Genomic DNA, 14,367 nt, shown 5'->3' on the forward strand with positions numbered 1-14,367 from the left:
TGATGCAGCAGCGGGAGGCACAGGCCCATGATCAACATCACCAGCGCACGACCGCCCGGCTATCGCTATGCCCGGCGCAACGCCCTGCCGCTGGTGCGGCGCTTGTCGGTCGTACCCAATGGGCGCAACGCGATATTGCTGGCGTTTCAATGGGTGGTGATGGCCGCCGCCTGCGCGGTCGCGATCCGGGCCGATCATGTCGCGGTCTATCTGCTCGCCGGCCTTGTCATCGGCACCCGCATCCAGTGTCTGGCGGTGATGATGCATGAAGCCTGTCATGGGCTGTTGTTCAGCAACCGGCGCATCAACGATCTGATCGGCGACCTGTTCGTCGCCTATCCGCTGGCCCTCTCCATCCATCTCTATCGCGTCGCCCATATGGTGCATCATCGCCATACCAACACGCCGCAGGACTATGATTATCGGGTCCAGCGCAAGGATCCCGACCAGCATTTTCCCAAAAGCGGCCGGGGCATGCTGCGCCTGTTCCTGCGCAGCCTGTTCGGGTTGAACTATTATCGCGTCGCCCGCGCCGCGCGGGTCTGGTCGCCGCTCGCCAATTTCCACAATCCCGGCCGCTTCGGCTATAATTTCCCGCTGTCCCTGCGCATCCGCTATGTCGTGTGGGCGGTGGTGGTCTATGGGCTGATCCTCTGGTCGCCCTGGCGCTGGCAGGTATTGGGGCTGTTCCTGATCCCCCAATATCTCTGGGCCAACATCTTCAACCGCATCCGCGCGATGGCCGAACATAATGGCGTGGCCGACACGCGCGAACTCAACGGCACCCGCACCGTCATCCCCACCCTGCTCGATCGCCTGCTGATCGGCCCGATCAACGTCAGCTATCATCTGGAACATCACCTCTTCCCCTCCGTCCCCGGCCACAACCTCCGCCGGCTGCACGGCGAACTGATGCGCGACCCGGCCTATGCGGCGGACGCCCATGTCACCCGCGGCTATTGGGGCGTGATCCGCGAGTTGATGGGCAAGAGGTGACAGCTGTCCTACGGGCGGCATATATGGCAGCAGGGAAAAGCGCGACCGCCCATTTCGAACGGAGATCGACGCGCAACATAATGTCCGGTTTGCGCCAGAAAATGTCTAGAGCATGCTGCGTTAAATTCGACGCGGACCGCATGCTCTAAGTTTTTGTTGTCGCATCGTTTTAAGCGGAAAACCGGTTCCCACTTTTCCGCACGATGCTCTAAGGGTTGTGGGGATTCATCTTGAGTTGATGACGGCAGCAGCGAGGTAGATGATGGCCTCGAAGCTGCGATCAGTTTTGCATGCGCGCATGGCGATGCGCTTGAACTCTTTGAGTTTACAGAAGAAGTTTTCGATCAGGTGTCGCCATTTGTACATTTCGGCGTCGAGCGGGATGGGTATGGCGCGGCGAGGGTGCTGAGAGATAACGATCTTGGCGCCGCGTTGGTTGAGATCGGTAATGATGTCGTTGCTGTCGAAAGCCTTGTCGGCGAGCAACGCTCCGAACTCGACGCCTTCGATCAGCGGTGCAACACCAACGCTATCGAAGCGATTGCCCGGCATCAGACGGAAGCGCACCAGGTTGCCCAAGGCGTCGGTGAGCGCCAATATCTTGGTCGTCATGCCGCCTTTGGAGCGGCCGATGGCCTGGCTCGAAGTCCCCCTTTTGCGCCTTGTCCATGACGATGAACTTTGACGATGGTGGCATCGATCATAGCGTATTCCATGTCAGGCTGATCCGACAAAGCATCGAAAATCCGCTTGAAAACATCCGCTTCGCGCCAATCGCGAAAGCGTCGAAACGCCGTACTCCAATTGCCGAACTGTGCTGGCAGGTCGCGCCATGGACTGCCCGTTCGGACAATCCACAACACCGCTTCCATGAATAGCCTATTGTTCTTGCCGCTGCGTCCAGGATCGCTGACCTTCCCCAGACAATGTGGCTCCATCTTCGCCCATTGGGCGTCGGTCAGTACAAAGCGATCCATCCACAACATGAATCACATATCCAGATAAATGGGAATCCTAAATCCCCACAACCCTTAATTCGGCGGGAAATATGCGACGTTAAGCGCCGCCATCACCAAACACCGGCATGTGGACGCCTGACTGGCGAAACGCCGTCAGTTCATCGCCAGGATCATGTTCCGCACCTGCGGATAGACCTGCTTTTCCCATTTGCTGCCGGAAAAAACGCCATAATGGCCCACACCCGGCTGGAGATGATGGCGCTTCAAATGCGGACGCAGGCCGGTGCACAGCGTATGGGCGGCCGACGTCTGGCCGACGGCGCAAACATCGTCCTTTTCGCCTTCGACGGTCAGCAACGCCGTCTTGCGGATCGCCCCCGGATTGATCTTGCGGCCGCGCACGGTCAGTTCGCCCTTGGACAGCAAGGTCCGCTGGAACACCATGTCCACGGTTTCCAGATAGAATTCCTTGGTCATGTCCAGCACGGCAAAATATTCGCCGTAGAAATCCTTGATCTTGTCGGCTTCCTCGACCTTGCCGTCGGCCAGCAGTTGATAGAGTTCGCGATGCTGGCTGCCATGGCGCGACATGTTCATCGACACGAAGGCCGACAGTTGCAGGAAGCCCGGATAGACTTCGCGCCCGCGCCCGGCATAGCGGAACGGCACGACCGAAATCAGATTCTCCTCGAACCACTGGATCGGTTTTTCATTGGCCAGATCATTCACCACGGTCGGCGCGGCATTGGGGTCGATCGGCCCGCCCATCAAGGTCATCGACTTCGGGGTCGCCTTGTCCTTGTCCTCCGACATCAGCGCCACCGCGGCCAGCGCCGGCACGCAGGGCTGGCATACCGACACCAGATGCGCGCCCTCGCCCAGTTCCTGCAAGAAACGGATCACATAGTCGACATAGTCGTCAAAGCCGAAGCGCCCGGCCTCCAGCGGCACGTCGCGCGCATTCTTCCAGTCGGTGATGTAAACATCATGATCGCGCAGCAACGTCGCGACCGTGCTGCGCAACAGCGTCGAAAAATGGCCGGACATAGGCGCGACCACCAGCACCTTGGGCTGGTGCGCCTCCACCTCATCCTTCACGAAATGCAGCAGGTCGCCAAATGGCAGGTCGAGCGCCACTTCCTCGCGCACCGAAACGTCCGCATTGCCGCTCTGGACGGTGTGGATGTCATAGGCCGGCCGCTTGTGCGTCAGCTTCGCGCCCTGGAACACATCCATCAACGCAAACATGCGCCGGGGCATCGCCCAGTCGGCCATCGGCCCCATCTTGTCCCGCATGCCCAGCGCCCATTGAGCGCCCATCCGCGCCGGAGCCAGCATGTCGTTCCAGGCCTGATACCCACTGTAAAGCATGCGCATAGTAACGATTGAGCCTTAATCTGTGTCCGCGAACCGAATCGGTATTTTGTACAAACGCTATACAGTCTTTTTGTGTTGCGCCGCATCATCATAAATGGGACGTTGGTCCAAAGCGGGAGGAAAGGCATGGCGGTCGCGGAACTCACTCTTTCCAGTAAGAATTATTCCTCCTGGTCCCTGCGCGGATGGCTGTTATGCCGCCTTGCCGGGCTTCAGGTCGTCGAAAAACTGGTGGCGCTGGACGATCCCGAGAACCGCGCGGAGCTGCTTTTGCTCTCCCCATCGGTGCTGGTGCCGCGACTCACCCATGAAGGGGCGAGCGTATGGGACACGCTGGCGATCGCCGAATATCTGCATGAGCTTTATCCGCAGGTCGCCATGTATCCGGCCGACCGTATCGCCCGCGCCCATTGCCGATCGGTGTCTGGCGAAATTCATTCGGGCTTCGCCAATCTGCGCTCCGCCCTGCCCATGAACCTGAAGGTGCGGCACGCCCGTTTCCCGATCTTTTCAGGCGCGAAGGCGGACATCGAACGGGTCGAAACGATCTGGCAGGAATGTATCGACCATTATGGCGGTCCCTGGCTGTTCGGCGACACGCCGACCGTGGCCGACGCCATGTTCGCGCCGGTGGCCCAGCGCTTCCTGACCTATGCCGTGCCGGTGTCCCCCACCTCGGCCGACTATTGCCAGACGATCAACAGCTGGCCGCTGATGCGCGAATGGATCGACGCCGCACGGGCGGAGCCGGAGGAAATGGTCGAACTCGAAATCGAGTTTTAAGAGACCGTTTGAGAATAGTGCGGTTGAGGGCTGGCGAGGGATTTTGTGCGCTGGCAAGGAGCGATCGAAACCGCGATGCCGGGACATCGTGGTGAGATCGCGACGCTGCCAGCGTGCAAAAGCGCCGCCAGACCGACCTGCAATATTCTCAAACGGTCGCTCCCCCTTCCCCCTGCGCAGGCCGGGGGCTAAGGCACGGGGCATGACCATTCGCACCCTTGCTCTGGCCCTTGGCCTGACCGCCGCCCTTCTTCCCTCCGCCCTCGCCGCCCAGACGACCGATCCGCAGCGTCTGGAACAATCGGTCCGCACGCTGGCGTCCGACCTGTTTCAGGGCCGCGCGCCCGGCACGATCGGCGAAGAGCGCACGATCGGCTATCTGGTCGCTCGTTTCGAACAACTGGGTCTGGCGCCGGGCGGGCCGGACGGCCAGTGGGTGCAGACGGTGCCGCTGCTCCACACCCGCCTCGGCCAGTCGGAAACGCTGTCGGTCGCGCAAAATGGCGCCGCCACCCCCTGGACCTTCGGCCGCCAAGTCTATCTCTCCACCCTCCAGCCCAGGGACAAGGTGGCCGTGGCCAATGCGCCGTTGGTCTTCGTCGGCTATGGCGTATCCGCCCCCGAACGCGGCTGGGACGATTTCAAGGGCGTGGACCTCAAGGGCAAGATCGCCGTCTTCCTGATCAACGATCCGGACTTTGAAGCGGCGAAGGGCGAAGACCCGTTCGGCAAGTTCGGCGGCAAGACCATGACCTATTATGGCCGCTGGACCTACAAGTTCGAGGAAGCCGCCCGGCGCGGCGCCATCGGCGCGCTGATCGTCCACGACACGCCGGGTGCTGGCTATGGCTGGAATGTGGTGGTCAGCCCCGGCGGCGAAAATTACGACCTCGTCCGCCCCGCCGACAAGCTGACCAGCCTTCAGGTACAGGGCTGGGTCGAAGGCGAAGCCGCCAAATCCCTGTTCGCCGGCGCCGGGCAAGACCTTGCAACGCTGCGCAGGCAAGCCCGGTCGGCCAGGTTCAGGCCGGTTGAACTCAAGGGCGCGACCTTCTCCGCCGCCTTCCCGGTGACGCAGGAAGTCGTGCAGAGCGCCAATGTCCTCGCCCGCATCCCCGGCGCCAAACGCCCGGATGAAACGGTCATGTATGGCGCGCACTGGGACGCCTATGGCAAGGGCGCGCCCGACGCGCAGGGCCGCATCTATCGCGCCGGCGCCAATGACGACGCGCTGGGCATGGCCGGCCTGTTCGAAATCGCCCGCGCCTTCAAGGCTGGCCCCGCGCCCGACCGCTCCGTCGTCTTTGCCGCCTGGACAGCGGAGGAGCGCGGCCTGCTCGGGTCCGAACATTATGCCCAGAACCCGGTCTATCCGATCGACAAGACAGTCGCGAACCTGACGATCGACGTGCTCCAGACCGCCGGCAAGGCGAAGGACGTCATCTTGATCGGCAAGGGCCAGAACAGCCTGGAGGATGATCTGGCGCAGTTCGCGGCGAAGCAGGGCCGCGTCATCACGCAGGAAAGTCTGCCCGAACGCGGCCTTTTCTACCGGGCCGACCATTTTTCCATGGCCAAGCGCGGCGTGCCCGTGCTGCTGATGATGGGCCTTGCTGGCGCATCCGACATGGTCGAAGGCGGCCGCGCTGCGGGTCAGGCGTGGATCGATGCCTATACCGGCAAATGCTATCATCAGGCGTGCGACGCGGTGGACGACACATGGAAGCTGGACGGCGCAGCGCAGGATGTGGACCTGATGCTCGACATCGGCCGCGATCTGGCGAACTCGACCCGCTGGCCCGAATGGAAAGCGGGATCGGAATTCAAGGCGGCGCGCGACAAGAGCGCGGCGGCGCGGAAGTAAAACAATCTCCGTTCGCTTCGAGCGAAGTCGAGAAGCCGCCAGCACGGCGCTTCCCGTTTCTCGACTTCGCTCGAAACGAACGGCCCTTTTACCCCAGCCGATACAGCGCCGCCCCATGCGCCGGCACCATTGCGGACACCCGTTCCGTCTGCTGCCCCAGCGCCTTGCCTTCCCACAAATCCCGTACCGCAACCGGCCCGCTTATCCCCAGATCGCGCAGCTTCACGCCAACATTGCGCGCCTTGTCGCCGGTGTTGAACAGCGCGAGATAGCGCCCCTTCCCGTCATCCGGCACGGCCGACCAGACCCGCACCCCATCCTCCACGAAATGCGGGCAATTGCCCTGGCTCGCCTGATTGACCGCCAGCACCTCGCGATTGGTCAGCAGCGCCAGCGTCGCCATGTCCAGATGCCGCAGATCGCCGCCCATGATCAGCGGCGACCGCGCAATCGCCCACAGGGTCATCAGCGTCTTCTGCTCATCCGGCGTAAAGCGCGTGTCCCGCTCGCCCAGCGCCAGCCGGCCCAGCGGCAGCATGTCCGCGTCGGGCCATGATCCCGGCCCGCGATAAGGCGTCCAATTCTCCAGTCGGGTAAACTGAGCTTCCAGCATCGCCCAGTCGTCCCAGAAATCGTCGGAGATGCGCCACATCTGCGCATATTTCCGCACATGATCGCCACGGATCACCGGCGTTTCGCCCGGCGAGAGGCTGAGGATAATGGGGCGGCCCGTCGCCTGGATCGCCTTGTGCGCCGCCTCGATCTCCGGCGCATGCGCGTCATAGGGGCGGCTCATATCGTCCATCTTGACGAAATCGACGCCCCAGTCGGCATAGAGGCGGAAGATGCTGTCATAATAGGCCTGCGCACCCGGCCGCGTCATATCGACGCCGTACATGTCCGGGTTCCAGGAACAGATGCTGGCCCGGTCGGCAATGTCGGCGGCGCGATAGGACGTGCCCAGTATCGGCAGATTCGCCTCCACCGCCGCGCGAGGGATGCCGCGCATGACATGGATGCCGAATTTCATGCCCAGCGCGTGCACATCCTTCGCCAGTTGCGCAAAGCCCCTCCCCCCGGCGCTGGAGGGGAAACGATTGGGCGCCGGGATCATCCGGCCATGGTCGTCCATCGCCGGTCTGGGTTTCGCATTATAGGTATAGCTCGACGCTTCCGGCTCATACCACTGAATGTCCACCGTGAAGATGTCATAGCCATAGGGCAGCAGCTTTTCCGCCATGATCGCCGCGGTTTCGCGCGCCTGGGCTTCGGTGATGGTCGTGGCGAAACTGTTCCAGCTGTTCCAGCCCATGGGCGGCCGTGGCGCGAGCAACGCCTTGCCCGCTTCCCTTGATGTTGCGCCCGCGCGCACCGCGCCCGCAGCCGCCAGCCCCGCCACGCCGCCTGCGATCATATCGCGGCGGCTGGCCTTCCAGTTCATCCTCATCATTTGTCGGAGTTAATATCAGGCAGCCGCGAAGATCAAGGCCGTAGCAGTCTTAGGTGGCGAGGTTCCATTCGCGGGTCACTCCCCACCCGGCAATGGCCATGCAGGCTGGCAACTACTGTCCTACAGCGCCGGTCTCCGCCATCCTGCGATCGGCTCTTTCGATCGTCGATACAGGACATGGGTATAGTGGTTCCTCAAGCACGGCTGAGAGTCTGTTTGAAAATGCGCCTCTGGCGCACCCGCACCGAAAATGCGCTCTTTCGCGCATTTTCCAAACGAACTCTAAAGCGACATAAGGCGACAATTCCACGCGCATTTTGCGGTGCTTTTGTCGCTTTATCGGCAGTTTGAGTGCGATGAGGCCTGCTCTAGGCGGCAATCCCCGCCAGCCATTCGCCGATCATCGCGCGGCCGGCGGCCACCGCGATCGGGCCGTGCAGGGCATGATCTTCGCGCAGGGCGATGCCGCATTGCTGGGCCACGTCCAGATCGGCCCAGAAATGGGTCAGCCAATCCTCGAAACGCGGATCCTCCCCCATTTCCGCGTGAAATTGCAGGGCCAGCAGGTTCGGACCACGACGAAAGGCCTGATGCGCATATTTGCCGGTGGAAGCGAGCAGTTCGACATTGTCGGGCAGGTCGAACGTGTCGCTGTGCCAGTGCAGGATCGGCACGCCGTCAATATGGCGCAGCGGCGACCCGGCCCCCGCGCCGTTGACCGTCACCGGCGCAAAGCCCAGTTCCATATGACCGCCGGGATAGACGCGCGCACCCAGCGCCGCCGCGATCATCTGGCTGCCCAGACAGACGCCCAGGGTCGGCCGGTCGGCAGCCAGCCGCGCGGCCAGCTTTTCGATCTGCACGGGAATCCAGGGATGCAGGTCATGCTCATAGACGCCCATCGGCCCGCCCATCATGATCAGCAGGTCGGGATCGCACAAATCCACCCCGGCAAAGTCCGGGCTGGCCACATCAATGCGATCGATATGATAGCCCGCCGCCTCGATCGGCTGGAGATACCCTGCCGCACCCTCGCGCGGCACATGACGGACGATCAACGCTCTTTTCATTGCTGATTCGGACGCTAGACAATCCCGCCGCCAGCCGCCACCCCAGCCTTTCTTGAGGCTGTAAAATAAGCGCTATTGGCCAAAGGCCGCAGCCATGATCTAACCGGCGCATGAACGCCCTTCGCATCGCGCTGCTCGCAGGCTCCCTCTTTGCCGCGCCCCTCCTCGCTCAGACGACCGATCATGATCCGGTTGCGGCGGTCGATCCCTTCATCGGCACATCGGGCGAAGGACACACCTTCCCCGGCGCGGTCGCCCCCTTCGGCATGGTGCAATTATCGCCCGACACGCATGTCGGACCGGCGCGCCAGACCTATAACTGGGCAGCGGGCTATCGCCATGAAGACCCGGTGATCCTCGGCTTTTCACACACCCATTTCTCGGGCGCGGGGCATAGCGATCTGGGCGATTTTCTGGTCATGCCGGTCAGCGGCGACAGCGTTCCGCTGGAAGCGGGTGATGAAAAAACGCCCGGTTTCCGCTCCCGCAAAGCGGATGAGGTTGCGTCGCCCGGTTACTATGCCGTCACCCTGACCGATGCGGGCGTGCGCGCGGAAATGACGGCGGGCACGCGCATCGGCGTCCACCGCTATGCCTTCCCGGCGGGCAAGGCGGCGCATCTGGTGATCGACCTGCGCTCCATCATCTATGATTATCCCGGCAAGATCCTCTGGTCGTCGGTCCGCATCCGGCCCGACGGCACGATCACCGGAATGCGCGAAGTGCGCGGCTGGGCAACACCGCGCCGCATCTTCTTTGCCATGCGCTTTTCCGCGCCGCTGACCGGCCATCGCTTCGTAACCACCGAGAAGGACATACTCTACAAGGGGTTCAAGGGACCGGGGCGTGGACCGGAAACGCTGGATGCGCTGGCTGGCCGCGCGCTGGTGGCGCAGCTGGATTTCGGCGCGCTGACGCAGCCATTGGAGGTGAAGGTCGCGCTGTCGGGCGTGGATGAGGATGGCGCGATCGCCAATCTGGAAAGCGAACCGGGCGATTTCGACATCATCCGCGCGAAGACGCGCACGGCATGGGCGCAGGCGCTGGGCGCGGTAAAGATAGACGCCCCTGCCCCGATGCGGCGCAATGTCTACACCGCCCTCTATCACAGCCTGATGGCGCCCAGCGTGTGGAGCGACGCCGACGGGCGCTGGCGCGGACCGGATGATCAGGTGCATGCCGGCGCGGGTTTCACCATGCATTCCACCTTCTCGTTGTGGGACACGTTCCGCGCCGAACATCCGCTGCTGACGCTGATCCAGCCCGAAGCGAAAAATGCCGATTTCGTCAATTCTCTGATCGCCAGCCAGAAGAACAGCCCGTTCGGCATCCTCCCCGTCTGGCAGTTTGGCGGCAAGGAAACCTGGACCATGATCGGCTATCATGCGGTTCCCGTGATTGCCGACGCCTGTTTAAAGGGGATCAGGGGCATCGACTGCGCCGGCGCGCTGAAGGCCATGGTCGCCAGCGCCGACTATGCGCCCTATGGCGGCCTGTCAGACTATATGACGCTGGGCTATGTACCGATCGACCGGGAGCCGGAGGCAGCATCCAAGACGGTCGAATATGCCTATGACGACTGGACCATCGCCCGCCTTGCCCGGCATTTGGGCGATATGGCCACGGCCGAACGGTTCGGGAAGCGGGCGCTCTACTGGCGCAACAGCTTCGACGCGAAGACCGGGTTCCTGCGCGCGCGCAAAGCGGACGGATCGTTCCGCACGCCCTTTGACCCCACCGCGATCAACTATGGCAGCGACTATACGGAGGGCAATGCCTGGCAATATAGCTGGTTCATGCCCCATGATCAGGGCGGGCTGTTCCGCCTGCTCGGCGGCGACGCGAAGACCGTGGCCAGGCTCGACGCCATGTTCGATTATGACAATAGCAAGATCGACTATAGCCATGCCGAGGATATATCCGGCCTGATCGGCCAATATATTCACGGCAATGAACCCAGCCACCATGTCGCCTATCTCTACAGCTATGCCGGCCAGCCATGGCGCACGCAGGAGCGGCTGAAGCAGATCGTCGACAGCCAGTATAAGCCGACGCCCGATGGCCTCGCGGGCAATGACGATCTGGGTCAGATGTCCGCTTGGCTGGTCTTCACCGCGCTGGGCTTCTATCCGGTGGCGCCGGGCAGCAATGAATATGTGATCGGGCGGCCATTCGTGGAGCGGGCGGAGATGACATTACCGAACGGCCAGCGCTTCACCGTGATTGCCGAAGGCCTGTCCGATGCGAACCGCTATGTCGGCCGGGTGACTCTGGACGGCAAGGCGCTGGATCGGGGCTACATCACCGATGCGGAAATCCGGGCTGGCGGCGAACTGCGCTTCACGATGCAGGCGACACCCAACAGGACATGGGCAACCGGCGTGAAGGCGCGGCCCTATTCGATGACGGGCTATGAGAAGCAGTGAGCCTGTGTCTCTGAACGAGACCAACGGTCCCGAAGCCCAGGTCGCAGCGACGGATGATCTGGACATCCAGGAGATCGTGCTGCCATGGCACCACTATGTACCTGGCATACTGCTCATCGCCCCGATGACGCTGGCCTTCATCCTCTATTTTTTCTCGAATGGAATGGTCGATTGGGCCATTTCGGCTCAAAAGCTGCGGCAAGGCCAATATGCGCCGATCATCCTGCACATGTTCGCGCACGGCTCCATCATGCACATCGTAATGAATGGCACCGCGCTATACAGTTTGAGCGCTGTCACGATATTACGGCTGGGCGGCGACGCCGTCGCTTGGGCCAAATTCTATATCCTGTTCTTGCTATCGGGCTTAGTCGGAGCAGCTACCTATCTCGCCTTTCACCCTTACGGAACCACTCCCATGCTGGGTGCATCAGGCGCAATCTTTGGACTCATCGGCCTCATCGTACGGTTTCCCGCCGTGAATTTTCCTCCCATTCCGCTATGGTCAAGGGACATGGCATCTGCCACCATCGACATCGTCAAAAGCCACTTCTGGCTCCTGCTGATCTTCACCCTCCCTTCGCTGCTAACCAATAGATCAGGCGGCCTTGCTTGGGAGGCCCATCTTGGCGGTTTCATCGCTGGCCTTTTACTCTCTCCGGTCCTAATCCGGGCGACTGCAAAACAGACTCCGTCGTTTGAAGGCGTTGGATAATGAAAGGGCGCCGTCCTACCGAACGACGCCCTTTCATCAGAGACAGACAAACGACCGTCAAGCAGCCAGCTTGCGCAGCACATATTGCAGGATGCCGCCGTTCAGGAAATATTCCAGCTCATTGACGGTATCGATGCGGCACAGTGCGGTGAAGCTGAAGGTCGAGCCATCGGCGCGGGTCACATTGACGGTCACGTCCTGACGCGGCTTCAGGTCGGCGACATCGGTGATGGTGAAGCTGTCATCGCCCTTAAGGCCCAGCGTGTCGCGGGTCTGGCCATCCTTGAACACCAGAGGCAGAACGCCCATGCCGACCAGGTTCGAACGGTGGATACGCTCGAAGCTCTCTACGATCACGGCGCGGACGCCCAACAGGTTGGTGCCCTTGGCCGCCCAGTCGCGCGAGGAGCCGGTGCCATATTCCTTGCCGCCGATCACGACCAGCGGCGTGCCATCAGCCTTGTGCGCCATGGCGGCATCATAGATCGCCATGGTTTCGCCCTTATAGCTGGTCATGCCGCCTTCGACGCCATCCAGCATCAGATTCTTGATGCGGATATTGGCGAAGGTGCCGCGCATCATCACTTCATGATGACCACGACGCGAGCCATAACTGTTATAGTCGGCCTGGGCGACCTGATGCTCCGACAGCCATTTCCCCGCAGGCGAGGTAGCCTTGATCGAGCCAGCCGGCGAGATGTGATCGGTGGTGATCGAATCGCCGAAGATGGCGAGCGGCATAGCGTCGATAATGTCTGTGACTGGCGCCGGGGTCATGGTCAGCCCTTCGAAATAGGGCGGATTGGCGACATAGGTCGATCCGGCGCGCCATTTATATGTGTCCGACCCGGTGACTTCGATCGCCTGCCAGTGCGCGTCGCCCTTATAGACATTGGCGTAGCGCGCCTGGAACATCTGACGATCGACAGCGCCCGCTATGGTCGACGCGACTTCATCATTGGTCGGCCAAATGTCCTTGAGATAGACGTCCTGACCGTCGCTGCTTTGGCCGATGGGCGTGGTGATGAAATCCTCGATCACCGTACCCTTGAGCGCATAGGCGACAACCAGCGGCGGGCTGGCAAGGAAATTGGCGCGCACATCGGGCGACACGCGGCCTTCGAAATTGCGGTTGCCGGAGATGACGGCAGCGGCAACCAGACCATTTTCGTTGATCGCCTTGCTGATGGGTTCGGCCAGCGGTCCCGAATTGCCGATGCAGGTGGTGCAGCCATAGCCCACCAGATTGAAGCCGATCGCGTCGAGATGCGACTGAAGGCCAGCCTTTTCCAGATAGTCGGTGACGACCTGCGATCCGGGGGCGAGGCTGGTCTTGACCCAGGGCTTGGGCTTCAGGCCCAGTTCGTTCGCTTTTTTGGCAACCAGGCCAGCGGCGACCAGCACGCTGGGATTCGATGTGTTGGTGCAACTGGTGATCGCAGCGATGGTGACGTCGCCGTCGCCAATGTCGAAATCCTTGCCCTCGACCGGAACGCGGGTCTGTGCCTTCTTGTAGGTATTGGCCATGTCGGCGTTGAACACATCATCGACTTCGGGCAGCGAAACACGGTCCTGCGGACGCTTGGGTCCGGCAAGGCTGGGGACGACGGTCCCAAGGTCCAATTCCAGCGTGTCGGTAAAGACCAGATCGGCGTCAGGGTCGATCCAGAATCCCTGCTCCTTGGCATAGGCTTCCACCAGCGCGATAGTGTCATCGGGACGGCCGGTCAGGCGCATATAGTCCAGCGTCTTGTCATCGATGCCGAAGAAGCCGCAGGTCGCGCCATATTCGGGCGCCATATTGGCCAGCGTCGCACGGTCGGCAAGCGACAGGGTGGCGAGGCCCGGTCCGAAATATTCCACGAAGCGGCCGACGACGCCGCGCTTGCGCAGCATCTGGGTGCAGGTGAGAACCAGATCGGTGGCGGTCACGCCCTCCTTGAGGTTGCCGGTAAATTTGAAGCCCACCACTTCGGGGATCAGCATCGATACCGGCTGGCCCAGCATTGCGGCCTCGGCCTCGATCCCGCCTACGCCCCAGCCCAGCACGCCAAGGCCATTGACCATGGTGGTGTGGCTGTCGGTGCCGACGCAGGTGTCGGGATAGGCGACGGTGGCGCCATCCGCATCGACCGACGACCAGACGCCCTGCGCGATATTTTCCAGATTGACCTGATGGCAGATGCCGGTGCCCGGGGGCACGGCGTAGAAATTGGCCAGGGACTTGCTGCCCCATTTCAGGAAGTCGTAGCGCTCCATATTGCGCTGATATTCGATTTCCATATTCTGCTCGAACGCCTTGGGCGTGCCGAATTCATCGACCATGACCGAGTGGTCGATAACGAGATGGACGGGCACCTGCGGATTGATCTTGCTGGCGTCGGCGCCCAGTGCATTCATCGCGTCGCGCATGGCGGCCAGATCGACCACGCAGGGAACGCCGGTAAAGTCCTGAAGCAGCACGCGCGCGGGGCGATACTGGATTTCGCGCTCGGCCTTGCCGCGATCATTCTGCCAGTCGATAATCGCCTGAATATCGTCCGTGGTGACGGTCACGCCATCTTCGAAACGGAGCAGATTTTCCAGGAGCACCTTCATCGAGAAAGGCAGGCGCGAAACATCGCCGAGCTTATCGGCAGCCTTCTTCAGCGAATAATAGCCGATGTCCTTCCCGCCGACATTCAGCGTGTCGCGCGTGCCCAGGGTATCCTGTCCAATGGCTGTCAT

Annotated in this window: 10 protein-coding genes; 5 read left to right on the plus strand and 5 right to left on the minus strand. The window is 61.8% G+C overall.

The window, feature by feature from the left end; translation table 11 throughout:
• Positions 1 to 27 precede the first annotated feature (27 nt).
• On the plus strand, positions 28 to 996 hold the full coding sequence (locus ACFOKF_RS12435; RefSeq protein WP_380795992.1) for a fatty acid desaturase family protein: 969 nt from the start codon (positions 28 to 30) through the stop codon (positions 994 to 996).
• A 225-nt stretch (positions 997 to 1,221) separates the two neighbouring features.
• Here ACFOKF_RS12435 and ACFOKF_RS12440 read toward each other — a convergent pair.
• Together ACFOKF_RS12440 and ACFOKF_RS12445 are read right to left on the minus strand one after the other, a co-directional pair.
• A protein-coding gene (locus ACFOKF_RS12440; protein ID WP_380797779.1) for an IS5 family transposase occupies positions 1,222 to 1,973 on the minus strand; the annotation gives its coding sequence in 2 pieces (ribosomal slippage) (positions 1,222 to 1,643 and positions 1,643 to 1,973; 753 coding nt in all).
• Positions 1,974 to 2,108: 135 nt separating this feature from the next.
• A complete protein-coding gene (locus ACFOKF_RS12445) occupies positions 2,109 to 3,332 on the minus strand; it encodes a polyhydroxyalkanoate depolymerase (protein ID WP_380795993.1) in 1,224 nt (407 codons plus the stop codon).
• A gap of 126 nt (positions 3,333 to 3,458) precedes the next feature.
• Here ACFOKF_RS12445 and ACFOKF_RS12450 point away from each other — a divergent pair, with 126 nt between their 5' ends.
• Positions 3,459 to 4,115 carry a glutathione S-transferase gene (locus tag ACFOKF_RS12450; RefSeq protein ID WP_380795994.1) on the plus strand — a complete coding sequence of 219 codons (657 nt, stop codon included), beginning with the start codon at positions 3,459 to 3,461 and terminating at the stop codon, positions 4,113 to 4,115.
• Between the two features lie 202 nt (positions 4,116 to 4,317).
• Positions 4,318 to 5,979: a M28 family metallopeptidase gene (locus ACFOKF_RS12455; protein ID WP_380795995.1), complete on the plus strand. Its 1,662-nt coding sequence runs from the start codon at positions 4,318 to 4,320 to the stop codon at positions 5,977 to 5,979.
• A gap of 88 nt (positions 5,980 to 6,067) precedes the next feature.
• Here the strand turns inward: ACFOKF_RS12455 and ACFOKF_RS12460 are convergent, their stop codons facing one another.
• Complete coding sequence (locus tag ACFOKF_RS12460; protein ID WP_380795996.1) at positions 6,068 to 7,420, minus strand: glycoside hydrolase family 27 protein; 1,353 nt, start codon at positions 7,418 to 7,420, stop codon at positions 6,068 to 6,070.
• A gap of 377 nt (positions 7,421 to 7,797) precedes the next feature.
• A complete protein-coding gene (locus ACFOKF_RS12465) occupies positions 7,798 to 8,499 on the minus strand; it encodes a glutamine amidotransferase (protein ID WP_380795998.1) in 702 nt (233 codons plus the stop codon).
• 110 nt (positions 8,500 to 8,609) lie between these two features.
• Between ACFOKF_RS12465 and ACFOKF_RS12470 the strand changes: the two genes are divergently transcribed.
• Together ACFOKF_RS12470 and ACFOKF_RS12475 are read left to right on the plus strand one after the other, a co-directional pair.
• Positions 8,610 to 10,925, plus strand: a complete 2,316-nt coding sequence (locus ACFOKF_RS12470; RefSeq protein WP_380795999.1) for a GH92 family glycosyl hydrolase — start codon at positions 8,610 to 8,612, stop codon at positions 10,923 to 10,925.
• Positions 10,926 to 10,929: 4 nt separating this feature from the next.
• Positions 10,930 to 11,640, plus strand: coding sequence for a rhomboid family intramembrane serine protease (locus ACFOKF_RS12475; protein WP_380796001.1), 711 nt, complete (start codon positions 10,930 to 10,932; stop codon positions 11,638 to 11,640).
• Positions 11,641 to 11,697: 57 nt separating this feature from the next.
• Here ACFOKF_RS12475 and acnA read toward each other — a convergent pair whose 3' ends face one another.
• Positions 11,698 to 14,367, minus strand: coding sequence for an aconitate hydratase AcnA (gene acnA / locus ACFOKF_RS12480; RefSeq protein ID WP_380796002.1), 2,670 nt, complete (start codon positions 14,365 to 14,367; stop codon positions 11,698 to 11,700).

Source organism: Sphingobium rhizovicinum (assembly GCF_042647625.1).
Taxonomy (GTDB): Bacteria; Pseudomonadota; Alphaproteobacteria; order Sphingomonadales; family Sphingomonadaceae; genus Sphingobium; species Sphingobium rhizovicinum.